This window comes from Pseudomonas sp. 13B_2.1_Bac1, from assembly GCF_025466155.1.
Taxonomy (GTDB): domain Bacteria; phylum Pseudomonadota; class Gammaproteobacteria; order Pseudomonadales; family Pseudomonadaceae; genus Aquipseudomonas; species Aquipseudomonas aylmerensis.
Genome location: NZ_JANLOH010000036.1, coordinates 184509 through 207489, shown reverse-complemented (window position 1 = coordinate 207489; position 22981 = coordinate 184509). Strand labels below are relative to the sequence as shown.

Here is a 22981-nt window from a genome sequence, read left to right as displayed (position 1 = left end):
AGAGTTTTCACCTTGTCTATATGCGGGTTAGTTTGGCATACGCGTATTGAAACGGGAAATTTCAGGCATCAACAAGCGTTTTAAAGGCCTTTGCAGCCCTCGGAACGCACCTTGCACGACCACTGGCGAAATTTTCCAGGTTTTTTTGATAGCAGGGCTTTACAGCCAAAATAGCGCTGCGTATAGTGCGCGCCATCGACGACGGCAACGTTGTCAGATAATGCCCAGGTGGTGAAATTGGTAGACACGCCAGCTTCAGGTGCTGGTGATCGCAAGGTCGTGGAAGTTCGAGTCTTCTCCTGGGCACCAAATTCAGATCAAACCCGCGAAAGCGGGTTTTTTCGTTTCAGGCCTTTGATTTTTAACGTGAATCCCGATTTATATTTTTGATATCAGGGGTTTACAGATCAAAAAGCCCTCCGTATAGTTCGCTCCATCAACGGCGCAAGCGTTGTTGATAATGCCCAGGTGGTGAAATTGGTAGACACGCCAGCTTCAGGTGCTGGTGATCGCAAGGTCGTGGAAGTTCGAGTCTTCTCCTGGGCACCAAATTCAGATCAACCCGCGAAAGCGGGTTTTTTCGTTTCCGGGGCTTGAAAACATCAGCCTGGAAACTTTCCCGCCCGATTTACCCTCCCGTCCGCACCTGAGAAACTTTATCGTTTATCCTTGCAATGATTTGTTGCACTCAAGTGAGGAAAACCCCGGATGATGATCCGCGATACCCGTCTCAAGACATCCCTTCTGCGTGGCCTGACCATCACTCTGCTCGGCCTGACCCTGCTCTCGCCCAGCGCCTATTCCGCCGACAAGGTTTCCCTGACCTTGTACAACGGCCAACACAAAGAAGTCGGCGATGAACTCGCCAAGGCCTTCGAAGCCAAGACCGGCATCCACGTCAATGTGCGCAAAGGCAGCAGCAACCAGCTGGCCAGCCAGGTCGTGGAAGAAGGCGAGCGCTCCCCTGCCGACGTGATCTACACCGAAGAGTCACCGCCCCTGAACAAGCTCGGCGAGCAAGGCCTGCTGGCGAAGATCGATGCCAGCACGCTCGCGGTGTTGCCCAAGGACTACGTCGGCAGCAACGGCGACTGGATGGGCGTGACCGCGCGTACCCGCGTCGTGGCGTTCAACCCCAAACTGATCGCCGAAAAAGACCTGCCCAAGTCGGTACTGGATTTCGCCGGTCCCGAGTGGCAAGGCAAGGTCGGCTTCGTGCCCACCAGCGGCGCGTTCCAGGAACAGGCCGTGGCGATCATCAAGCTGCACGGCCGCGAAGCCGCCGAAGAATGGCTGACCGGCCTGCGCGCCTTCGGCAAGGTGTACAGCAACAACATGGTCGCCCTCAAAGCCGTGGAAAATGGCGAAGTGGCTACCGTGCTGGTAAACAACTACTACTGGTTTGCCCTGAAGAAGGAAAAAACCAACCTGGATTCCCAGCTGCATTACTTCACCAATGGCGATGCCGGCGGCCTGATCACCGTGTCTTCGGCAGCGGCACTGAAATCCAGCAAACACCCCCAGGAAGCACAGCAGCTGCTGGCGTTCATGGCCAGTGAAGAAGGCCAGCGCGTGATCACCAACACCTCAGCCGAATACCCGCTGCGCAAGGGCATGGAATCCAACCGTGGCCTCAAGCCCTTCAGCGAGCTGCAACCGCCGAAAGTCACGCCTGCCGACCTGGGTAACGCCGAAGAGGCCCTGGACCTGGAACGTGACGTTGGCTTGAACTGATGAACCCATCGCTACCCGCCCCCGCCCTGCGCGGGGGTTTCACCCCGCGACGCAAGCGTCCCTCGATCTGGTTGTTGCTTCCCGTCCTGCTCCTGGTGGGCCTGAGCCTGCTGCCGCTGGTGTATGTCGGGCTGAAGGCCTGGCAGGCGGGCTGGGCGGAGGCGGTCCACTTGCTGTGGCGGCCTTACGTGTTTGGACTGCTGCGCAACACCCTGGCGCTGATGATCGGGGTGACGGTCGCGTGCGCCGTGATCGGCCTGTCCCTGGCGTGGCTGCTGGAGCGCAGCAACCTGCCGGGACGGCGCATCTGGGGCGTGATCCTGTGCCTGCCGTTTGCGGTGCCGGCGTTTGTCAGCAGCTTTACCTGGGTGTCGCTGAGCGCCCAATTCGAAGGGCTCGGCGGGGCGATCCTGGTGATGAGCCTGTCCAAATACCCGCTGGTGTTCTTGCCGGTGGCGGCGACCCTGCGCAATCTTGACCCCTCGCTGGAAGAGTCGGCACGCACCCTGGGACTCAACCGCTGGGGCATATTCTTTCGGGTGACATTGCCGCTGCTGTGGCCATCGTTGCTGGCCGGGGCCCTGTTGATTGCCCTGCACATGCTGGTGGAATTCGGTGCGCTGTCGATCATCGGATTGCAGACCTTCACCACCGCGATCTACCAACAGTTCGAACTGGAATTCAGCAATGCGAATGCCGCGATGCTCTCGGCGGTGCTGCTGGTGATATGCCTGACGCTCCTGTGGCTGGAGTTGCGCGTGCGCGGCAAGGGCCGGCACGTGCGGATCGGCCAGGGCGCGGCGCGGCACGCGGAGCAGGTCCGACTGGGTAAATGGGCGCCACTGGGCCAAGTGTATTGCTTGCTGCTGGCGATCATCGGCAGCGGCATTCCCCTGGGCATGCTCGGGTATTGGCTGGCAGTTGGTTCGTCGGCGGCGTTTCCAGCGGCCGAGATTGGCGAGGCGCTGCTGTCTTCCCTGGCACTCTCGCTGGGCGGCGCCGCGCTGTGCCTGGTACTGGCAGTGCCGGTGGGGCTGCTGGTGGTGCGCTACAAAGGCCAACTGGCGCTCTGGGCCGAACGCCTGCCGTACCTGCTGCACGCCCTGCCCGGCCTGGTGATTGCGCTGACGCTGGTGTATTTCGCCCTGCATTACGTGCCGGCGCTGTACCAGACCTCGGCATTGCTGTTGATTGCTTACGCGCTGCTATTTCTGCCGCTGGCACAGGCGCCGATCCGTACCGCCCTGAACAAGGCGGCGCCGCAGCTGGAAGAGGCCGCACGTACGCTGGGCGCGTCGTCGTTCAGCGCGTTTTGCCGAGTGACCTTGCCGATTATTTTCCCGGCATTGGGCGCGGCGTTTGCGCTGGTGTTCCTGGATGCGATGAAGGAATTGACGGCGACGCTGCTGCTCAGCCCGACCGGGCTGAACACCTTGGCCACGGCGGTGTGGGCGCATACCTCGAATGTGGAATTCGCGGCGGCGGCGCCCTATGCGGCATTGTTGATTTTGGTGTCGGGACTGCCGGTGTATTTGCTTACGACGCGGATGTACTTGAGCCGCTGAAGCCGCCATCGCAGGCAAGCCAGCTCCCACACTTGACCGTATTCCAATGTTGTAACGCGGTCGAGTGTGGGAGCTGGCTTGCCTGCGATGAGGCCGAAACAGGCGACATCAAGCCCGGAACTGCCCCAGGCTCGCCTTCAACTGTGCAGCCAACCCATCCAGTACCTTGCCACTGGCCGTGGTCTCCACCACCGCCTGCGCCGCGCGCTCGGCCTGGGCATGGATCACCTCGACCCGCCCACGCACCGCATGCGCGCCCTGCGCCTGATGCTCGGCCGCGCGCGTGGCGAGGCCGATGGCCGCGTGCACTTGCTCCACCGAAGCCTGCACCGTTTGCTGCAAGCGCACGCTATCGCGCAGCACCAATAAGCCTTCGTTGGCCTGGCGTCCGGCCTTGCCGATGGTTTCCACCGCCTCGCGCGCGCCCTGCTGCAGGGCCGCGATATGCGCCTGAATGTCGCCAGTAGAGCTTTGGGTCTTGCTGGCCAGCGCACGCACTTCGTCCGCCACTACTGCAAAACCACGCCCGGTCTCGCCGGCGCGCGCCGCTTCAATGGCCGCGTTAAGCGCCAACAGGTTGGTCTGTTCGGCAATACCATGGATCACCGTCAACACCACTTCGATCTGCTCGCTTTGCTGCGCCAGGCGCTCAATCACCTGCGAACCGGCTTGCACCTGCCCAGCCAGCGCTTCGATCAGGCTGCCGACTTCGGCCGAGGTGCGCGAGTTCTCATCGGTCGCCTGGCGAATATCCACCACCTGCTGCAACGCGGCCTGCATGGCATGACTTTCGGCCTGGGCTTCGTCGGCCATTTGCGACAGCGCGCGCAGGCTTTCGGCGACTTCATCACGCTGCAGGCCGGCGGCGGCATCGGCACCCGCATTGCGCAAGGTCATAGCGCCGATTTCCACACCGGTACGCTGCGCCACATCACCGGCCTCACGCACGATGGGCTGCAACTTATCCACAAAGCGATTGACCGCCGAGGCCATGTCGCCGATTTCGTCCTTGCTGCTGATCTGCACACGCTTGGTGAGGTCGCCCTCGCCCGCCGCCAGGTCATCCATGGCCGCAATCAACAGCTTCAGGCGATTGACCACGCGCCGCCCAAGCACGATCGCGATCAGCAGCAACACGCCAAAGCCAACCAACGCGAGCCCCATGCCGATGCGCCAGCGCAAGGTGCCGGCAGCCTCCTGGACAGCGTTGGAGGTGTTGGCCGTCATCTGGGTCGCAGTGGCTTGCGCCGACTGCAACCGCGCGCCCATGGCGGCCGCGCTATCGGCGGCAGCGCCCTTGAGGCTGTCGCCGACCAGTTGGTCGCCGCTGGCGATCAATGCAGCAAAACGCTTATCCAGGGCTTGCAGGTCCGCTTCTACCGAAGCGGTCGAAACGCCCATGATGACTTTGCCGATCTCGACGCCATTAGGGCTGATGGACGCCTCGACGTAATACACCGACGGATCGGTCTTGGCCGCATTCAACACTTTGTCCAACGCGCGTTCGCCCTGGCCCTTTTCCAGCAGCGCCTGGTTGATCGGGTTTTCTCGATTCAGGTAGCGCGTGAGGTGCTCACCCGCCGCATCGTCGTACACCACAAACAACACGTTGGGATTGCGCTGGGCACGGCGGGCAAACTCCGACAGCGTCGGTACGTCGCTGTCCCACATGGCGCGCGGCGCCACCGAGGCCAGCAGTTGAGCCATATCGTTAGCGGAGTCCTGCAGGTCTTTTTCCAGGGTCGCACGCAGTTGCTTCTGCTCTTCCTGCAGACGCGTGGACAACCCGGCGGTAAGGCGCTGGCGAGTACTGGACGACAAGCTGTCGAGGCTGGAAGTCACCTCTTTGCCAGCCTGGGCCAATTCGCCGGAGAGTTTCTGGCTGTCGATACCCAGGCGATTGCCCAAATCGGCTTCCAGCGCCGTGACTGTGCTCCGGGTCAGAGCGACCGCCACCAGCACTTGCACCAAAAGAGCGATACCTAGGGTAACGAACACCGGCCGCAACAGACGGCTTTGTAACAATGAGAGAACGGCAGACATCTGGGAATCCCTCCACCACGGGTGCCATTAATTTGATAGCACCGCGAAAGAGAGAACCAAAGCAAGGGTCGTGCCGTTTGCCCGGCAGAAACGACAAAGGGCTCCCGAAGGAGCCCTTTGCTTTTTACATCAACAGCTTATTACGCGAACGGGTGACGCAGAACGATGGTTTCGTTGCGGTCCGGGCCCGTCGAAATAATGTCGATCGGAGCACCGATCAGCGTTTCAACGCGCTTGATGTACGCGCGCGCATTGGCTGGCAGCTCTTCCAGGGTCTTGGCGCCCACGGTCGATTCGGTCCAGCCCGGCACTTCTTCGTACACAGGCTGCAGGCCCACGTAGCTGTCCGCGTCAGTCGGGGCAACGTCGTTGCCTTCCGCATCTTTGTAACCGATGCAGATGTTGATGGTTTCCAGACCGTCGAGTACGTCCAGCTTGGTCAGGCAGATGCCCGAGATGCTGTTCACATCGATAGCGCGACGCAGGATAACGGCGTCGAACCAACCACAACGACGGGCACGACCGGTAGTTGCGCCGAACTCGTGACCCTGCTTGGCCAGGTGTGCACCGACTTCGTCGAACAGTTCAGTCGGGAATGGACCCGAACCTACGCGCGTGGTGTAAGCCTTGGTGATGCCCAGGATGTAGTCCAGGAACATCGGGCCAACGCCCGAACCGGTCGCAACGCCACCCGCGGTGGTGTTGGAACTGGTCACGTACGGGTAGGTACCGTGGTCGATGTCGAGCAACGAACCTTGGGCGCCTTCGAACATGATGTCTTTGCCAGCGCGACGCAGGTCGTGCAGCTCGGCAGTCACATCCAGCATCAGCGGCTTGAGCAGCTCGGCGTATTCCTTGCACTCAGCCAGGGTCTTTTCAAATTCGATGGCTGGCTCTTTGTAGTAACCGACCAGCATGAAGTTGTGGTAGTCCACCAACTCACGCAGCTTGTCTTCAAAGCGCGGCATGTTGAGCAGGTCGCCCACACGCAGGCCACGACGTGCAACCTTGTCTTCGTACGCCGGGCCGATGCCGCGACCGGTAGTACCGATCTTCAGCTCGCCACGGGCCTTTTCACGGGCCTGGTCCAGCGCAACGTGGAAGGACAGGATCAGCGGGCAGGACGGGCTGATACGCAGGCGCTCGCGCACCGGTACGCCTTTCTCTTCCAGCTTGGTGATCTCGCGCAGCAGGGCGTCAGGTGCGACCACCACGCCGTTGCCGATCAGGCACTGCACGCCTTCGCGCAGTACACCCGACGGGATCAGGTGCAAGACGGTTTTTTCGCCATCGATGACCAGGGTGTGGCCAGCGTTGTGGCCACCTTGGTAGCGCACTACGGCGGCAGCATGTTCGGTCAGCAGATCAACGATCTTGCCTTTGCCCTCATCACCCCATTGGGTGCCCAGGACTACGACATTCTTACCCATAACACTTGTCCTCATTCGCGCAAACTTGGTGCCGGCGATGGCCGGCAGGAAAACTCAAGAAGCCAGTGGCGATACTTGCCAAAGCCCGTTCTGCAGAATCAATTGCCGGTCGCAGTCCGCTTCACGGGCGGCGGCCAATGGCTGCCCAGGCAAGGCCTGGACAACACGCTGACCCTCACTGCGCAACTGGCAAACCTGCTGCCAGAGTGCTGCGTCCGTACTGTCGGGCATCCAGATGCCACCAGACGGCAGCTCGACCTCAGCACGCCCCAGGGTCACCAGGGTTTTCAAATCGGTGGAAAAGCCGGTGGCCGGACGCGCACGACCGAAGTCGGCGCCGATATCGTCGTAACGACCACCCTGGGCGATGGCTTGGCCAACACCCGGTACAAACACCGCGAACACCACGCCCGTGTGGTAGTGGTAGCCACGCAACTCACCCAGGTCGAAATACAGCGGCAAGTCGGGGAAGCGCGCCGACAACTGCTCGGCGATCGCAAACACATCATCCAGGGCAGCCAATACCGGCGCCGGCGCATTGGCCAGGCGCTCACGCGCCGCCGCCAGCACTTCACGGCCGCCGCACAGGTTGACCAGCGCGCGCAGCATGCCGGCCAAATCCGCAGGCACGCCTTCGGTCAGGGCGATGACTTCATCGATGGCCTTGCGTTGCAGGGCATCGAACAACTGTTGTTCCACTTCTCCGGACAGACCGGCCGCACGGGCCAGGCCACGGTAGATACCGACGTGGCCGAGATCCATGTGGACATCCGGCACATCGGCCAGTTGCAGCATGGCCAGCATCAGGCTGATCACTTCGACGTCGCTGCTCGGGCTGGCATCGCCGTACAACTCGGCGCCCAACTGGATCGGGCTGCGCGAAGACGACAAGGCGCGCGGTTGAGCATGCAGCACGCTACCGGCGTAGCACAGGCGACTCGGGCCTTCGCGACGCAGGGTGTGCGCATCGATGCGCGCCACTTGCGGCGTGATGTCGGCACGGAAACCCATTTGCCGACCCGACTGCGGGTCGATGACCTTGAAGGTGCGCAGATCCAGGTCCTGGCCCGCGCCGGTCAGCAGGGATTCCAGGTACTCGATATGGGGGGTCACGACGAACTCGTAACCCCAGCTCTGGAACAGATCCAACACCTGGCGACGCGCTACTTCAATGCGCGCAGCTTCTGGTGGCAGTACTTCTTCGATGCCATCTGGCAGCAGCCAGCGGTCTACCGTTGCCATTACGCCATTCCCCTATGATCCGGGCGGCCAGCCCTCGGCCGAGCCTTGAGTGAAGCAGAAAATACCCGGCCCCTGCATAAACAACGCGCAAGAACGACGTGACGAACGGCCTGCAAACGGCCTCGTCGGGCACTTTCCTCGAAAAACTGTGGCGTCTGCGCGGCCAAACAACAATCAAACATGCAGACGCAAAAAAGCCGGGAATTTCCCGGCTGCCGCATCATACACCCGTTTTCTGAAAGGATCACCCCGCCAGGCGTTTTAGCCGCCCGACGGAGTCACCCCTACAGAATCACCGGCTGGTTACTTGGACTTTTCCAGGTAGCGGAAGAAGTCGCTGCTTGGGTCCAGCACCATGACGTCGGTTTTGTTCGCGAAGCTTTCACGGTAGGCGCGCAGGCTACGATAGAACGCGTAGAACTCCTGGTCCTGGCCGTAGGCCTTGGCGTAGATCGCCGCGGCTTGAGCATCACCATCACCACGCGCCTCTTCAGACTCGCGGTAGGCTTCGGCCAGCAGTACACGGCGCTGACGGTCGGCATCCGCACGGATACCCTCAGCCAGCTCGTTACCTTTGGCGCGATGCTCACGCGCTTCACGCTCACGCTCGGTGCTCATACGCTCGAACACGCTGCGGTTCACTTCCTTCGGCAGGTCGATGGCCTTGACCCGCACATCGATCACTTCGATGCCCAGCTCTTTTTCCGCCATCGCGTTCAACGAACGCGTGATGTCAGCCATCAGCGCATCACGTTCACCGGATACCACCTCGTGCAGGGTGCGCTTACCAAACTGGTCACGCAGGCCCGACTCCAGACGACGCGACAAACGCTCGTCGGCAATCTGCTTGAGGCCGGAGGTCGCGGTGTAGAAGCGCTCGGCATCCTTGACGCGCCACTTGGCGTAGGCGTCAACCATCACAGCTTTCTTTTCCAGGGTCAGGAAGCGTTGTGTCGGTGCATCCAGGGTCATCAGGCGGCCGTCGAACTTGCGCACCTGGTTGACGTAGGGGACTTTCACATGCAGGCCCGGCTGGACATCCGCCTGGACCACGCGACCGAATTGCAGCAACACCGCGCGCTCGGTCTGAGACACGATATAGAAGCAGTTCCAGGCAGCGATGACCACGACGACGCCCACAATCAGGGCGGTCAGCGATTTATTGCTCATCAACGACTCTCCCTGGTACGTGTTTGCTGTTGCAGCAAGTCAGCGGCCGCACGGGCGCTCGCTTCGTTGGCAGCGGCATTGGAACCGGTGGATGGTGCGCTGGTGCTGCTACGACCACCTTCGATCATCTTGTCCAGCGGCAGGTACAGCAGGTTGTTCTGCCCACCTTTGCTGCCGGTCACGAGCACCTTGCTGGTGTTGCTGAAGACTTCCTGCATGGTGTCAAGGTACAGACGCTCGCGGGTCACTTCGGGGGCCTTGCGATACTCGGCGACCAGCTTGGTAAAGCGATCCGCCTCACCCTTGGCACGCGAGACCACTTCGTCGCGGTAACCGTTGGCATCCTCGAGGATGCGCTGGGCCTGACCACGGGCTTCCGGCACGACGCCGTTGGCGTAGGTTTCAGCCTGGTTGCGCGAACGCTGCTCGTCTTCACGGGCGCGGATCACGTCGTCGAAGGCTTCCTGCACTTCACGCGGTGCTGCTGCGCTCTGTACGTTCACCTGGGTGACAGTGATACCGGTGCGATACGTGTCGAGGAAGCGTTGCAGGCGTTCCTTGATTTCGCTGGCCATCAATTCACGACCTTCGGTCAGCACCTGGTCCATTGCGGTGGAACCCACCACGTGGCGCAGGGCGCTTTCGGTCGCGTGCTGCAGGCTGATTTCCGGCTGATCAACGTTCAGCACGAAGTCCTGCAGGTTGCTGATCTTGTACTGCACGGTCAGCGGCACTTCGACGATGTTCTCGTCTTCGGTCAGCATCTGGCCCTGCTTGGTATAGGCACGCTCACGCGTGACGTTCTCCATGTACTTCTTGTCGATCGGCGGGAAGTAGATGTTCAGGCCAGGGCCGACTGTCTCGTAGTACTTGCCGAAGCGCAGCACCACGGCCTGCTCCTGCTCGTCCACCACGTACACGGCGCTGTACAGCCATACGGCCGCCAGCACGACAAGACCCAGGCCCAGCAGGCCATAGCCACCGCCCTTGCTTGTGCGACCGCCGTCGTCACCACCACGTTTTTTTCCACCACCGAACAACCCATTCAGGCTTTCCTGCAGCTTTCGGAAGGCCTCGTCGAGATCTGGTGGCCCCTTGCGGTCGCCATTATTGCGGCGCTTACCACCCCAAGGATCCTGATTATTCGAGTTGCCACCCGGCTCATTCCAAGCCATAGCGCTCTCCATCTGATAAAGCAAAGACGCACCCACGGCGCGCCGACCAATGCTACAGAATGCCTGCTACTGCGGCACAACCGCTTTCGGAGGCTTTTATTGCAAAGTGTGTTGTTCGATGAACTCTGTCGGTACAACACCTTCCCGACTGACCAGCCGGTTCAGCTCCGAGCGCGGCAATCGAACGGCCAGCAAGCTGACACCTTCTTCGTCGTGTTCTTCTTTCTGTACCGCGCCCAACTCGAAAAACTGTGCACGCAGTCGAGCAAAACGCTGAGGCAAGCGCAAGGTGCCGACGAACAAATCGCTGCCGAGCAGTTCGGCAATCGCTTGTTCAAGCAGCTCCAGCCCCGTGCCATCTCGCGCCGACAGCCAGACCCGCTGGGGTTTGCCGTTCTCGTCGCGCTGGATTTGTGGCTCTACGCCTTCAAGCAAATCGAGTTTGTTATAGACCTCAAGGATCGGCAAGTCCTGGGCACCAATCTCGCCCAGCACCACCATCACCTGTTCAATCTGCAGCATGCGATCCGGTTCAGCCGCATCGATCACGTGCAACAACAGGTCGGAATTGCTCGACTCTTCGAGCGTAGACCGAAATGCCTCGACCAGCTTGTGGGGCAAGTGACGAATGAACCCCACGGTGTCGGCCAGGACAATCGGCCCCAGGTCATCCAGATCCAGACGGCGCAAGGTCGGGTCGAGGGTGGCGAACAGTTGGTCAGCGGCGTACACGTCCGACTTGGTCACGTTGTTGAACAGCGTGGATTTGCCGGCGTTGGTATAGCCCACCAGGGACACGGTGGGGATATCCGCGCGCGAACGGCCACGACGCGATTGCTCGCGCTGGCTACGAACTTTCTCGAGACGCCCCTTGATCTGGCGCAGGCGTACCCGCAACAGGCGTCGGTCGGTTTCCAACTGGGTTTCACCCGGGCCACGCATGCCGATACCACCCCCTTGACGCTCAAGGTGAGTCCAGCCACGCACCAGGCGGGTGCTCATGTGGTCAAGCTGGGCCAGTTCGACCTGGAGCTTGCCTTCATGGGTACGGGCGCGTTGGGCGAAAATATCGAGAATCAGACCGGTGCGGTCGATCACGCGACACTCGAAGACACGTTCGAGGTTACGTTCCTGACTGGGCGTGAGGGTGTGATTGAAGATCACCAGATCGGCTTCTTCGGCGTGAACCAGGTCGCGCAACTCCTCGACCTTGCCGCTGCCAATCAGGAATTTGGCGGTTGGCCGATGACGCGGTACGTTAAAAAACGCAACGGTCTCGGCGCCGGCCGAATTTGCCAACTCCTGAAACTCCTGCGGATCTTCGCGCGCCTCAGGGTCCTGTCCATCCAAGTGAACGAGGATTACCCGTTCACCACCACCGTGGCGCTCAAAGAACAAAGGAGACTCCTATCAGGCGTTACCTGGCTCAGCGTCACCCTGTTCGTCACCCGCTGCGCTAGGCAGGCGGATCGGACGTACTGGCACTACTGTCGAGATAGCGTGTTTGTAAACCATCTGGCTGACGGTGTTCTTCAGCAGGATCACGAACTGGTCGAACGACTCGATCGTGCCTTGCAGCTTGATACCGTTGACCAGGTAGATGGAAACCCCCACTTTCTCTTTACGTAAAGTATTCAAGTAAGGGTCTTGTAGCGAATGCCCTTTTGACATGTGCCGCACTCCTTTAAGGATCAATAATAAAAATCGGAAAATAGATAGCTCATGGCCGTCACACCCCCAAGGATAGACGGCAATTGCAAGGACTCAGCTCAATATGGAGACCGTTCCCAAGTATTTCAAGGCGCGTGACAGATTGTCGCTGTCCAGGCTGTCCAACCAGTGCAAATCGCTCCAGCTGCGCAGCCAGGTGAACTGGCGCTTCGCCAATTGCCGCGTGGCAATGATGCCGCGCTCCTGCATTTCGGCTGACGTCAGCTTTCCATCCAGATGATCCCAGACTTGGCGGTAGCCTACAGCACGTATCGAAGGTAACCCCGGATGCAGGTCACCTCTGGAACGCAGTGCTACGACCTCCTCTACAAACCCCTGTTCCAACATAATTGTGAATCTTTGTGCAATTCGTTCATGCAGCACCTGGCGATTTGCCGGAGCGATGGCCAGATTCGCCACAGTATAGGGCAATTGTGACTGACCAGATGCGCCTGCATCAGCACTTTGCGCAGTTTGTTTCAGCCGATGTTCAGTCATGGTCTGGCCGCTGACCCTCCAGACTTCCAGCGCGCGAGTGAGCCGCTGGGGGTCATTCGGATGAATGCGCGCCGCCGACACCGGATCCACCGCCGCCAATTGGTCGTGCAGGGCTTGCCAGCCGTGGCGTGCAGCCTCGTCTTCAAGCTCGGCGCGGACCTGGGCGTCGGCGGGCGGCATATCGGCCAGGCCTTCCTGCAAAGCCTTGTAGTAGAGCATCGTACCGCCCACCAGCAGCGGAATATTGCCCCGCGCGGTGATCTCGGCCATGGCCGCCAGCGCGTCGGTACGGAAATCCGCCGCCGAATAGCTCATCGCCGGGTCAATAATGTCGATCAACCGATGCGGATACTGTGCCAACAGCGCCTTTGAAGGTTTGGCCGTACCAATGTCCATGTCCCGGTAAACCAGGGCAGAGTCGACACTGATCAGCTCGCACGGCAGCACCTTGGTCAGCTCGATGGCCAGGTCGGTCTTGCCGGCTGCAGTAGGACCCATCAGGAAGATGGCGGGAGGCAAGGCACTCATCAACGGCCGCGCAAGAACAGTTTGTCCAGGTCGTCCAGGCCCATTTGGGTCCAGGTCGGCCGGCCATGGTTGCATTGCCCGCTGCGCTCGGTGTTTTCCATGTCGCGCAGCAAACCGTTCATTTCCGGCAGGGCCAGGCGGCGATTGGCGCGAATGGCACCGTGGCAGGCCATGGTGCCGAGCAACTCGTTGATGTGTGCCTGGATGCGGTCGCTGGTGCCGTACTCCATCAGGTCAGCGAGTACATCGGCAACCAGGCGATTGGCCTCGGCCTGCTTGAGCAGTGCGGGAATCTGGCGGATCGCCAGGGTTTCCGGGCCCAGGCGTTGCAGTTCGAAGCCCAGCTTCTGGAACACCGCGTGGTGCTCTTCGGCGCAATCGGCCTCGCGCTGGCTCACGGCCAGGGATTCCGGCACCAGCAACGGCTGGCCGCTGAGGCCTTCGCTGGCCATGGCGATCTTCAGGCGTTCGTACATGATCCGCTCGTGAGCGGCGTGCATGTCCACCAGCACCAGGCCATGGGCGTTTTCCGCGAGGATGTAGATACCCTTGAGCTGTGCCAATGCGTAGCCCAGCGGCGGGATATCCCCTCCCCCTTCCGGCAGGGTAACGGCGCCTGGCTCGGCACCCGGCAGCGGCGCGAAAAATTCGCGATAGGCCGCCTGTGCCTCGGCCACCGGCACCGCGGATTGCGGACGCGGCGTGTATTGATACTGATAACCCGACCCCGCGCCCGGCGCGGTGTAGCTCGGCTGCGGTTGCGACGATTGCAGCAGGTTGCCGGCCAGGCTCATCTCGCCCTGAGGGCCGAATTCCCCGGCTTCAGGTCCGCTTGGCCGTACTAAAGCGGTCACAATTGGCGCGGACAGCTGGTCGTCCGGGCGTACATCGCCCAAGGCGCGGTGCAGGGTGCCGTAGAGGAAGTCATGCACCATGCGCCCATCGCGAAAACGCACTTCGTGCTTGGTCGGGTGCACATTGACGTCGACCACCGACGGGTCGACCTCGAAAAACAGCACAAACGTCGGATGACGACCGTTGAACAACACATCGCGATACGCCTGGCGCACCGCGTGTGCCACCAGTTTGTCGCGTACCGCGCGGCCGTTCACAAAGAAGTACTGCAAGTCCGCCTGGCTGCGGGAGAAGGTCGGCAGACCGACCCAGCCCCACAGGCGCAAGCCATTGCGCTCGACTTCGATCGGCAGCGCCTGCTCCAGGAACCCGCCACCACACACCGCCGACACCCGCCGAGCGCGTGCGGCGTCGTCATTGGCTTCGTGCAGGCTGAGGATGGTCTTGCCGTTGTGGCGCAAGTGGAACGCCACATCAAAACGCGCTAAAGCCAAGCGCTTGATGACTTCTTGCAGGTGATCGAATTCGGTTTTCTCGGCCTTGAGGAATTTGCGCCGCGCCGGGGTGTTGAAGAAAAGGTCACGCACTTCTACCGAAGTGCCCACCGGGTGCGCAGCCGGCTGGACCCGCGGCGCCATGTCGCGGCCTTCGGTTTCAACCTGCCAGGCCTGCTCGGCGCCGCGCGTGCGTGAGGTCAGGGTCAGGCGGGCCACCGAGCTGATGGAAGCCAGGGCCTCACCCCGAAACCCCAGGCTCATGACTCGTTCGAGGTCTTCCAGGTCGCGGATCTTGCTGGTGGCGTGACGGGCCAGGGCCAGCGGCAGGTCATCCGAGGAGATGCCGCTGCCATCGTCACGCACGCGCAGCAGCTTGACGCCGCCCTGTTCCACGTCGACATCAATGCGCTTGGCGCCGGAGTCGATACTGTTTTCCAGCAACTCCTTGATCACCGAGGCCGGGCGCTCAACCACCTCGCCCGCCGCAATCTGGTTGGCAAGGCGCGGGCTGAGCAGCTCGATGCGCGAACCACTGTTCAAGACTGATTCGCTCATTACTGTGCCGCCAGTTCAGTGCCGGGGATGGTCAACACCTGGCCGACTTTCAGCTCGTCGGTCTTCAGGTTGTTGGCGCTGCGCAAGGTCGCTGCCGACACCTGGAAGCGCACGGCCAGCATGGCCAGCGTGTCGCCAGGCTGCACGCGATGATCACGCGGACCCTGGGCGATTTTCCCGGAGTCGCGCAGCCAGGCGATATACGTGCCCGGCGGCGGGTTCTGCTGGAAGAATTGGCGCACGCCGGCGCTGATCGAACGCGCCAGTGCCTGCTGGTGGCTGGCACTGGCCAGCTTCGACGCCTCGTTGGAGTTGGAGATAAACCCGGTTTCCACCAGGATCGACGGGATATCCGGCGACTTCAACACCATGAACCCGGCCTGTTCCACGCGCTGTTTGTGCAACGAGGTCACCCGGCCGATATTGCTCAAGACCTTCTGCCCGACGTTCAGGCTGGAGGTCAGCGAGGCGGTCATCGACAGGTCGAGCAGCACGCCAGCGAGCATCTTGTCCTTGTCGTCGAGAGACACGTTGCCGGCCCCGCCGATCAAGTCGGAACGGTTTTCGCTGTCGGCCAGCCAACGCGCGGTCTCGGACGTAGCGCCGCGATCCGACAAGGCAAACACCGACGCGCCGAAGGCCGCCGCTGAAGGGGCGGCGTCGGCGTGGATCGAGACGAACAGGTCGGCGCCCTTCTTGCGTGCGATTTCAGTACGGCCGCGCAACGGGATGAAGTAGTCGCCGGTACGGGTCAATTCAGCGCGATAGCCTTTCATGCCGTTGATCTGGCGCTGCAGCTCACGGGCGATGGCGAGTACCACGTCTTTTTCATGCTGGCCGCGCGAGCCGGAAGCGCCCGGGTCTTCGCCGCCGTGGCCGGCGTCGATCACCACGATAATGTCACGCTTGCCAGCCGGGGCTGGCGGCGGTGGTGGCAGCTTGACCTGCGGTTGCGACGGATTTACCGGCACCGCCGGCACCGTGGCCACGCTTGGCGTCGGCGCCGGTGGAGGCGCAGCATCGGCGGCGTTGTCGAACAGGTCGACCACCAGTCGGTTGCCGTACTGGGCATTCGGGGCCAGGGAGAAACTCTTAGGCGTCACGACTTTTTTCAGGTCGATGACCACGCGCAGGTCGGTCGGCGTGCGTTGAGCCGAGCGCATGGCGGTAATCGGGGTATTGGCGGTGGAGACTTTCAGCGGCGCGGCCAGGGTCGCTCCGTTGATATCGATCACCAGGCGATCAGGCGACGTCAGGGTAAAGACACTGTGCTGGACCGGGCCAGACAGGTCGAACACCAGTCGCGTGTTATCCGGCGCTCGCCACAGGCGCACACTTTTCACCTGTGAAGCCGCCAGAGCATTGACAGTCATTGCCGCAAGCAACACCCCTACGACACTAACCAACGCGCGAAAGCGCATACCTAACCCCATCAATTATTTGAATTCCAATGCCAAAGCGGCGCACCACGACTGGCCGCGCGCGCTCTGGGGCAACAACTTCAGCTGACGTCCATGCTCATGCGGCGTAATGGTAATGGTCAGGTCCGGCTTTGGCAAAAAGCCTGTGCCTTTATCTGGCCACTCGATCAGGCACAACGCATCTTCATCGAAGTAATCACGGATACCCATGTACTCCAGCTCTTCGGGGTCCACCAGGCGATAGAGATCGAAGTGGAACGCGCGAATCGCGCCGATCTCGTAAGGCTCGACCAGGGTGAATGTCGGGCTCTTGACCGCGCCCGTGTGGCCCAGGCCACGAATAATCCCACGCGACAAGGTAGTCTTGCCCGCCCCCAGGTCGCCTTCGAGAAAGATCAACCCGGCCCCGGCCGTGACCTGGGCTATGCGCTGACCGAAAGCAACCATGGCCTCTTCATCGGCCAGGAAAAGGATTACTTCAGACACGGCGACTGTTCCTCCAGCAATTGACGAATGGCAGGGATCAGGTCACTGGCAGCCAGCCCCCGACCAAAGGTGCCCTGGCGATCCCCCGCCGTGGCGTGCAGCCACACGGCCAGGCAGCTGGCTTCATAAGCCGGCATGCCTTGGGCCAGCAGAGCGCCGACCAGGCCGGCGAGCACATCCCCCAGGCCCGCCGTCGCCATGGCCGGGTGACCTTGATCGCAGCGCGACACACGCCCGTCCGGACTGGCGATCAAACTGCCAGCCCCCTTGAGGATAGCCACTGCATTGAATTTCTGGCTCAACGCGCGCGCCACCTTAAGACGATCGGCCTGAACCTCGGCTGTCGAAATCCCCATCAAGCGGGCCGCTTCGCCAGGGTGTGGAGTGATCACGCAGTTGACCGGCAGGCTGACGCTGCCGGTGGCCAGCTGATTGAGCGCATCGGCGTCCCAGACCTGCGGCAGCCGGGCATTCGCCGCGACTGACAACAGGCTTTTGCCCCAGGACCCTTCGCCCAGCCCCGGCCCAATGACGATCACCGAGATTTTTTCCAGCAAGCCCATCAATTGGTTGGCCGAACTGACGCCGACGGTCATGACTTCCGGCAAGCGGGCCAGTGCGGCGGGCACGTGCTCCAGGCGAGTCGCCAGGGACACCATGCCCGCGCCGCTGCGCAGGGCACTTTCGGCGCTCAGCAAGGCAGCGCCGCCAAAACCGCGGTCGCCACCGATCATCAGCAGGTGACCGAACTGGCCTTTATGGGCGTCAGGGGAACGTGCAGCCAGTTGCGGCAATTGGCCGTGCAACAGCGGCTGAACGTCGGTTATTTCGTGTTTTGTCTGCGGCATGCGTCTTCAAGCTCCGATGTCTGGCAGAATTATACCCATCTAACCCGTGGTTTCCCGTGTCTCATGCCTGCTATTACCTCCGATCTGCCCGCCCTCGCCCAATCGATCAAAGACTGGGGCCGCGAGCTGGGCTTTCAACAAGTCGGCATCAGCGGCCTGGACCTGGCCGAGCATGAGCAGCACCTGCAACGCTGGCTCGACGCGGGCTATCACGGCGAGATGGAGTACATGGCCGCCCATGGCAGCAAACGCTCCCACCCCGATGAACTGGTGCCCGGCACCTTGCGCGTGGTGTCGCTGCGCATGGATTACCTGCCCGGCGACACCCAGATGGCGCAACTGTTGGCCAAGCCGGAAAAAGCCTACATCTCGCGCTACGCCCTGGGCCGCGACTACCACAAGCTGATCCGCAAACGCGTGCAGCAACTGGCCGACCGCATTCAGGCGCAGATCGGCCCGTTCGGCTTTCGCGCTTTTGTCGACAGCGCGCCGGTGCTGGAAAAAGCCATCGCCGAGAAGGCCGGCCTCGGCTGGATCGGTAAGAACACCCTGGTACTCAACCGCAAGGCCGGCAGCTATTTCTTCCTGAGCGAACTGTTTGTCGATCTGCCGCTCCCCGTGGACCCGCCGCACAGCACCGAACACTGCGGGCGCTGCACGGCGTGCCTGGACATCTGCCCCACCAATGCCTTCGTCGGGCCCTATGTGCTGGACGCCCGGCGGTGCATTTCCTACCTGACCATCGAACTCAAGAGCGCGATCCCTGAGGACCTGCGCCCGCTGATCGGCAACCGGGTATTCGGCTGCGATGACTGTCAGATCGTTTGCCCATGGAATCGTTTCGCCCGCTCCACCGCCGAAAGTGATTTCAAGCCACGGCACAACCTGGACAACGCCGAGCTGGCCGAGCTGTTTATGTGGGATGAAGATAAATTCCTCAGCAGCACCGAAGGCTCGCCGCTACGCCGCGCCGGTTACGAACGCTGGCTGCGCAACCTGGCCGTCGGCCTGGGCAACGCACCGTCGAGCATTCCGGTACTGGAAGCCCTGAAGGCGCGCCGTGACTACCCCTCGGACCTGGTGCGCGAACACGTGGAATGGGCGCTCAAGCAGCACGCCGAGCGCTAGTGCACGTCGTCGTTGTAGACGAACTTGGGCATTTCCCAATGAAAACGGATCGCCAGCAGGCGCAATAGAAAGCCGCTGAACAGGGTCAGCAGAATCGCCTGCTCGCTCGGCAGCTCCAGGTAGAGGCAGAGCATGTAGAACCAGGCGGCGAGGAACGACACGCTGGCGTACAGCTCCCGGCGGAAGATCAGCGGGATGTCGTTGCAGAAGATATCCCGCAGGATGCCGCCGAACACGCCGGTGATCACCCCGCTGACCGACGCCACTAGCATGCCGTGGCCCATTTCCAGGGCGGTCATGCAGCCAATCAGGGTAAAGGCCACCAGGCCGACGGCATCCAGCGCCAGGAACAGCGAGCGCAGGTGGCGCATCAGCGGCGCGATAAAGATCGTCACCAGTGCGGCGACGGAGGTCAGCACCAGGTATTCGGGATGCTTGACCCAGGTCAGCGGGTAGTGGCCGAGCAGCACATCGCGCACCGAGCCGCCGCCCAACGCCGTCACGCATGCGATCAACACCACGCCAAACCAGTCCATGCCGCGCCGACCGGCAGACAGCGCACCGGTCATGGCTTCAGCGGTGATGGCGATGAGGTAGAGCATCAGCAGCATGATGGCGATCCTTGCAGAGAGGCCGGCAGTCTAATCATTTGCTGATGGCACCAAAAGAGGGCGCGTGGCGAAAGACCGCGTCGCGCCCTTCGCGAGCAAGCCCGCTCCCACATTTAACCGAGTTCCACCTTTGGAATGCAGTCGAATGTGGGAGCGGGCTTGCTCGCGAAGGCGCCGGGCCAGGCGCCACAGATTCAGGCCTTGATGAAGTGCTTGCGGTAATGCTGCAGCTCGGCGATCGACTCGCGGATATCGTCCAGCGCCAGGTGCGTGCTGCCTTTGTGGAAGCTGTCTTTGACTTCCGGCGCCCAGCGTGCGGCCAACTCTTTCAGGGTCGACACGTCCAGGTTGCGGTAGTGGAAGTAGCTTTCCAGCGCCTTCATGTGGGTATACAGGAAGCGACGATCCTGGCAGATGCTGTTACCGCAGATCGGCGACTTGCCCTTGGGCACCCATTTTTCCAGGAAGGCGATGGTTTCGGCCTCGGCCTCGGCCATGCTGATGCGGCTGTCGCGCACGCGCTGGGTCAGGCCGGAGTTGCCGTGGGTGCGGGTGTTCCATTCATCCATGGTGGCGAGCACGGCATCGCTGTGGTGGATGGCGATCACCGGACCCTCGGCCAAGGTGTTGAGGTTGCTGTCGGTGACAATGGTGGCCATCTCGATGATGACGTCGGTGTCGGGGTTCAGACCGGTCATTTCCAGATCGATCCAAATCAGGTTCTGTGGGTTTTGCATGGCTTGATTCTCTTGGCACCTTGGCGTAGCTGCGCAGTTTAGCAGGCAGGGGCGTGCTAGACTCGCGACCGTTTTACCCAACCTTTGCATTATCGACACGGAACACCAATGGCCAAACGCCAGCTCAATCGTCGCCAAAACTGGCGCATCGAAAAGATTCAAGGCGAACGCGCCGCCCGCGCCGCCAAACGTGAATCCTCCGCCGTGGAAGCGCTCGAGGGCGGCGACCTGGGCCCCGAACAGACAGGCCTGGTGATCGCGCACTTTGGCGTGCAGGTCGAAGTCGAGGCGCTGGAAGGCGAACTCGCCGGCCAGGTGTTCCGTTGCCACTTGCGCGCCAACCTGCCTGCGCTGGTGACCGGCGACCAGGTCGTGTGGCGTGCCGGCAACCAGGGCATCGGCGTGATCGTCGCCCAGTTGCCGCGTACCACCGAGCTACGTCGCCCTGACAGCCGTGGCCAGCTCAAGCCGGTGGCGGCCAACGTCGACATGATCGTCATCGTGTTCGCGCCGCTGCCCGAGCCCCATGCCAACCTGATCGACCGTTATCTGGTCGCCGCCGAACACGCCGGCATTCGCCCGCTGTTGCTGTTGAACAAGTTCGACCTGATCGACGAGCAGAACGCGCCTGCGCTCAATGCGCTGCTGGCGGTCTACCGCACCCTGGGTTATCCGGTGCTGGAAGTGTCGGCGCATCACGGCAATGGCATGGAACAGCTGCAACAGCAGCTGGACGGCCGCATCAGCGTGTTCGTCGGCCAGTCGGGCGTGGGCAAATCGTCGCTGGTCAACAGCCTGCTGCCGGAAGTCGACACCCGCGTCGGCCCACTGTCGGAGCTTTCCGGCCAAGGCACCCACACCACCACCACCGCGCGATTGTTCCACTTCCCCGGCGGCGGCGAACTGATCGACTCCCCCGGCATCCGTGAATTCGGCCTCGGCCACGTCAGCCGCAGCGATGTGGAAGCGGGCTTTATTGAATTCAACGACCTGATCGGCACTTGCCGCTTCCGCGATTGCAAGCACGACCGCGAGCCGGGTTGCGCCCTGCTCAAGGCCCTGGAAGATGGGCGTGTGCAGCAGCAACGAATGAACAGCTATCGGTCGATTATTGCGAGCCTGCCCGAGAGCAGTTATTGAGGGGCCATTTCTTGATACCTATAAATGGCAACACCAAGCACCCTGGCCCATTGATTTAAAGGGTGCTGGCATCAAGAATCCGTGCAACTGGGTGGCCAATCGATGCAAGCCAGCTTGAATTCGAAATTCCTGATACCCATGATCGCTCCGTCACCAGCGCAAGCTGACAGGAGTCTGGATCCTTTTCGGGGTTGATCCAGCGGCGCAGAAGGGGCGAAGCAAGCTCCACTGCGCGTCGAATGAAGCCGCCTTCGGGCGGCTTTGCTTTTTGTGGGGCATTTATATCACCCCAAACAAGGCGACGTTCTTCTTTGCGATTTCACACGAGGCTTCGTTGCCCCTGAAATGCTACAAAGAGCTGTGGGTGAAGTGCGACATGATTTACGCCATCAGCTTCGAGCGCCTGGATAAGCTCCACAGAAAGACTCGGGCAAAAGGTCGAGAATATTTCGCGCCCCGGCTGGACACCAACGACATGCGAGGTGTTATCAGTGGAGTCAAAGCCTATCTGCCTCTTTGATGAGAAATGAAAAACGCCCCGATCAACCGGGGCGTTTTCATTGTTGAGGTGGGCTGCTTGCAGCTTATGAGCCCGTTGCAGGCGCCGTAGGATCCTTCACCCCGCCATCATCGAACAGGTTCAACTTCTGGCGCAGCTCATGCGCCGGCAATGGCTCCTGGCCGGGCGGGATGGCGCTCGGGTCGGCCGGCACTTCGCCGGGCGCACCGTCGCCTGGGGTCGGAACCGGTGGCGCGGCGTGCTGGTCGCCTTCGATAGCACGCTGGGCCTTCTTGGTCAGCACGACGATGTCGATGCGGCGATTGATCGGGTTGAACGGGTCCTTGGGATCAAACAGCTGCGAGGAGGCAAACCCCACGACGCGCGCCACTTGCGGGTCCGGATAGCTGCCGGCGACCAGGGCGCGCCGCGCCGCGTTGGCACGGTTGGCCGAGAGTTCCCAGTTGCCGAAGTCACCCTGGCCCGCGTACGGCTTGGCGTCGGTATGACCGCTGATGCTGATCTTGTTCGGTACCGCCTTGATGGTGTCGGCCATCGCCAGCAGGATGTCTTCAAAGTACGGCTTCAACCGCGCGCTGCCCGAGTCGAACATCGGCCGATTGGCCGCGTCGGTGATCTGGATGCGCAAACCGTCCGGCGTGATCTCGAACGAAATCTGATCCTTGAATTTGAGCAGCTGCGGGTTTTCCTCGACCTTGGTCTGCAGTTCTTGCAGCAACAGCTCAAGGCGCTCCTGCTCGACTTGCTCAGCCATGGCCTCGACGGTATCGCGCTCGATCGGGATTTTTTCCTGAGGCGATTCGGTCTTGATTTCCGGGTTGATGGTGCGCTCCGGCGCCAACTGCGGCGAACCGCCCAGGTCGATCACGAAGGGCGTACCGCTTTCCGAGAAACCAATGGGGTCCTTGAAGTAGCCGGCGATGGCGATCTTCTGTTCGGGCGTGGCGGTGGACATCAGCCACAGCACCAGGAAGAACGCCATCATCGCCGTCGCGAAGTCGGCGAAGGCGATTTTCCAGGCGCCGCCATGGTGCCCCGCAGCGAAGCGCTTGACGCGCTTGATGATTATCGGCTGGTTGTTTTCCATG

19 protein-coding genes and 2 tRNA genes are annotated in these 22981 nt (G+C 61.5%); 6 read left to right on the top strand and 15 right to left on the bottom strand.

All coding sequences use genetic code 11. The features are described 5' to 3' along the window. Nucleotides 1-222 precede the first annotated feature (222 nt). From NTD80_RS08290 to NTD80_RS08275, 4 genes are all read left to right on the top strand, one after another. A tRNA-Leu gene (locus NTD80_RS08290) sits at nucleotides 223-309 on the top strand. A gap of 153 nt (nucleotides 310-462) precedes the next feature. After that, nucleotides 463-549 (top strand) — tRNA-Leu (locus NTD80_RS08285). A gap of 159 nt (nucleotides 550-708) precedes the next feature. Next, nucleotides 709-1734 (top strand): iron ABC transporter substrate-binding protein, encoded by a 1026-nt coding sequence (locus tag NTD80_RS08280; protein ID WP_065900132.1) that lies wholly within the window; start codon nucleotides 709-711, stop codon nucleotides 1732-1734. Then, nucleotides 1734-3299, top strand: a complete 1566-nt coding sequence (locus tag NTD80_RS08275; protein WP_262133093.1) for an ABC transporter permease — start codon at nucleotides 1734-1736, stop codon at nucleotides 3297-3299. The genes NTD80_RS08280 and NTD80_RS08275 overlap by 1 nt, the downstream gene beginning before the upstream one ends. A 108-nt stretch (nucleotides 3300-3407) precedes the next feature. On the opposite strand, the gene NTD80_RS08270 is transcribed toward NTD80_RS08275, so the two are convergent. The 12 genes from NTD80_RS08270 to NTD80_RS08215 all read right to left on the bottom strand — a co-directional run bounded on the left by NTD80_RS08270 (nucleotide 3408) and on the right by NTD80_RS08215 (nucleotide 17757). Further along, entirely contained in the window at nucleotides 3408-5342 is a 1935-nt protein-coding gene (locus NTD80_RS08270) for a methyl-accepting chemotaxis protein (protein ID WP_262133091.1), read from the bottom strand. 140 nt (nucleotides 5343-5482) lie between these two features. Continuing rightward, nucleotides 5483-6772 (bottom strand): adenylosuccinate synthase, encoded by a 1290-nt coding sequence (locus NTD80_RS08265; RefSeq protein ID WP_120447494.1) that lies wholly within the window; start codon nucleotides 6770-6772, stop codon nucleotides 5483-5485. A 54-nt stretch (nucleotides 6773-6826) separates the two neighbouring features. Next, the gene (locus tag NTD80_RS08260) at nucleotides 6827-8014 is read right to left on the bottom strand and encodes an ATP phosphoribosyltransferase regulatory subunit (RefSeq protein ID WP_262133089.1); all 1188 of its coding nucleotides are present in this window, start codon (nucleotides 8012-8014) and stop codon (nucleotides 6827-6829) included. A 303-nt stretch (nucleotides 8015-8317) separates the two neighbouring features. Further along, on the bottom strand, nucleotides 8318-9184 hold the full coding sequence (gene hflC, locus NTD80_RS08255) for a protease modulator HflC (RefSeq protein WP_065900122.1): 867 nt from the start codon (nucleotides 9182-9184) through the stop codon (nucleotides 8318-8320). After that, a complete protein-coding gene (gene hflK, locus NTD80_RS08250; RefSeq protein ID WP_028615515.1) occupies nucleotides 9184-10359 on the bottom strand; it encodes an FtsH protease activity modulator HflK in 1176 nt (391 codons plus the stop codon). Before hflK ends, hflC begins: the two co-directional genes overlap by 1 nt. Before the next feature lie 96 nt (nucleotides 10360-10455). Next, nucleotides 10456-11757 (bottom strand): ribosome rescue GTPase HflX, encoded by a 1302-nt coding sequence (gene hflX, locus NTD80_RS08245; RefSeq protein ID WP_065900120.1) that lies wholly within the window; start codon nucleotides 11755-11757, stop codon nucleotides 10456-10458. 12 nt (nucleotides 11758-11769) lie between these two features. Then, nucleotides 11770-12030, bottom strand: coding sequence for an RNA chaperone Hfq (hfq, locus tag NTD80_RS08240; RefSeq protein ID WP_003188059.1), 261 nt, complete (start codon nucleotides 12028-12030; stop codon nucleotides 11770-11772). Nucleotides 12031-12123: 93 nt separating this feature from the next. Then, the gene (gene miaA / locus NTD80_RS08235; RefSeq protein WP_065900118.1) at nucleotides 12124-13095 is read right to left on the bottom strand and encodes a tRNA (adenosine(37)-N6)-dimethylallyltransferase MiaA; all 972 of its coding nucleotides are present in this window, start codon (nucleotides 13093-13095) and stop codon (nucleotides 12124-12126) included. Further along, nucleotides 13095-15002 carry a DNA mismatch repair endonuclease MutL gene (gene mutL, locus NTD80_RS08230; protein ID WP_410017409.1) on the bottom strand — a complete coding sequence of 636 codons (1908 nt, stop codon included), beginning with the start codon at nucleotides 15000-15002 and terminating at the stop codon, nucleotides 13095-13097. Before mutL ends, miaA begins: the two co-directional genes overlap by 1 nt. Beyond that, nucleotides 15002-16435 (bottom strand): N-acetylmuramoyl-L-alanine amidase, encoded by a 1434-nt coding sequence (locus NTD80_RS08225; RefSeq protein ID WP_201143427.1) that lies wholly within the window; start codon nucleotides 16433-16435, stop codon nucleotides 15002-15004. The genes mutL and NTD80_RS08225 overlap by 1 nt, the downstream gene beginning before the upstream one ends. Nucleotides 16436-16438: 3 nt before the next feature. Further along, the gene (tsaE, locus tag NTD80_RS08220; protein WP_065900112.1) at nucleotides 16439-16909 is read right to left on the bottom strand and encodes a tRNA (adenosine(37)-N6)-threonylcarbamoyltransferase complex ATPase subunit type 1 TsaE; all 471 of its coding nucleotides are present in this window, start codon (nucleotides 16907-16909) and stop codon (nucleotides 16439-16441) included. After that, nucleotides 16897-17757: an NAD(P)H-hydrate dehydratase gene (locus NTD80_RS08215; protein WP_262133084.1), complete on the bottom strand. Its 861-nt coding sequence runs from the start codon at nucleotides 17755-17757 to the stop codon at nucleotides 16897-16899. The genes tsaE and NTD80_RS08215 overlap by 13 nt, the downstream gene beginning before the upstream one ends. 63 nt (nucleotides 17758-17820) lie before the next feature. Between NTD80_RS08215 and queG the strand changes: the two genes are divergently transcribed. Then, entirely contained in the window at nucleotides 17821-18885 is a 1065-nt protein-coding gene (gene queG, locus NTD80_RS08210) for a tRNA epoxyqueuosine(34) reductase QueG (protein ID WP_065900109.1), read from the top strand. On the opposite strand, the gene NTD80_RS08205 is transcribed toward queG, so the two are convergent. Both NTD80_RS08205 and orn read right to left on the bottom strand, forming a co-directional pair. After that, a complete protein-coding gene (locus NTD80_RS08205) occupies nucleotides 18882-19499 on the bottom strand; it encodes a trimeric intracellular cation channel family protein (protein ID WP_174555870.1) in 618 nt (205 codons plus the stop codon). The two genes, queG and NTD80_RS08205, sit on opposite strands and share 4 nt — an antisense overlap. Before the next feature lie 191 nt (nucleotides 19500-19690). Further along, nucleotides 19691-20233 (bottom strand): oligoribonuclease, encoded by a 543-nt coding sequence (gene orn, locus NTD80_RS08200; RefSeq protein ID WP_010213620.1) that lies wholly within the window; start codon nucleotides 20231-20233, stop codon nucleotides 19691-19693. Between the two features lie 108 nt (nucleotides 20234-20341). Between orn and rsgA the strand changes: the two genes are divergently transcribed. Then, nucleotides 20342-21373: a small ribosomal subunit biogenesis GTPase RsgA gene (gene rsgA / locus NTD80_RS08195; RefSeq protein ID WP_025858074.1), complete on the top strand. Its 1032-nt coding sequence runs from the start codon at nucleotides 20342-20344 to the stop codon at nucleotides 21371-21373. A gap of 584 nt (nucleotides 21374-21957) precedes the next feature. On the opposite strand, the gene motB is transcribed toward rsgA, so the two are convergent. Next, nucleotides 21958-22980, bottom strand: a complete 1023-nt coding sequence (gene motB / locus NTD80_RS08190) for a flagellar motor protein MotB (RefSeq protein ID WP_262133082.1) — start codon at nucleotides 22978-22980, stop codon at nucleotides 21958-21960. Nucleotide 22981 lies beyond the last annotated feature (1 nt).

Bases quoted from the DNA above. Each gene is read 5' to 3' on its own strand.
- NTD80_RS08280 (WP_065900132.1), top strand. From the start codon at position 709: ATGATGATCCGCGATACCCGTCTCAAGACATCCCTTCTGCGTGGCCTG.
- NTD80_RS08275 (WP_262133093.1), top strand. From the start codon at position 1,734: ATGAACCCATCGCTACCCGCCCCCGCCCTGCGCGGGGGTTTCACCCCG.
- NTD80_RS08270 (WP_262133091.1), bottom strand. From the start codon at position 5,342: ATGTCTGCCGTTCTCTCATTGTTACAAAGCCGTCTGTTGCGGCCGGTG.
- NTD80_RS08265 (WP_120447494.1), bottom strand. From the start codon at position 6,772: ATGGGTAAGAATGTCGTAGTCCTGGGCACCCAATGGGGTGATGAGGGC.
- NTD80_RS08260 (WP_262133089.1), bottom strand. From the start codon at position 8,014: ATGGCAACGGTAGACCGCTGGCTGCTGCCAGATGGCATCGAAGAAGTA.
- hflC (WP_065900122.1), bottom strand. From the start codon at position 9,184: ATGAGCAATAAATCGCTGACCGCCCTGATTGTGGGCGTCGTCGTGGTC.
- hflK (WP_028615515.1), bottom strand. From the start codon at position 10,359: ATGGCTTGGAATGAGCCGGGTGGCAACTCGAATAATCAGGATCCTTGG.
- hfq (WP_003188059.1), bottom strand. From the start codon at position 12,030: ATGTCAAAAGGGCATTCGCTACAAGACCCTTACTTGAATACTTTACGT.
- miaA (WP_065900118.1), bottom strand. From the start codon at position 13,095: ATGAGTGCCTTGCCTCCCGCCATCTTCCTGATGGGTCCTACTGCAGCC.
- mutL (WP_410017409.1), bottom strand. From the start codon at position 15,002: ATGAGCGAATCAGTCTTGAACAGTGGTTCGCGCATCGAGCTGCTCAGC.
- NTD80_RS08225 (WP_201143427.1), bottom strand. From the start codon at position 16,435: ATGGGGTTAGGTATGCGCTTTCGCGCGTTGGTTAGTGTCGTAGGGGTG.
- NTD80_RS08215 (WP_262133084.1), bottom strand. From the start codon at position 17,757: ATGCCGCAGACAAAACACGAAATAACCGACGTTCAGCCGCTGTTGCAC.
- queG (WP_065900109.1), top strand. From the start codon at position 17,821: ATGCCTGCTATTACCTCCGATCTGCCCGCCCTCGCCCAATCGATCAAA.
- orn (WP_010213620.1), bottom strand. From the start codon at position 20,233: ATGCAAAACCCACAGAACCTGATTTGGATCGATCTGGAAATGACCGGT.
- rsgA (WP_025858074.1), top strand. From the start codon at position 20,342: ATGGCCAAACGCCAGCTCAATCGTCGCCAAAACTGGCGCATCGAAAAG.
- motB (WP_262133082.1), bottom strand. From the start codon at position 22,980: ATGGAAAACAACCAGCCGATAATCATCAAGCGCGTCAAGCGCTTCGCT.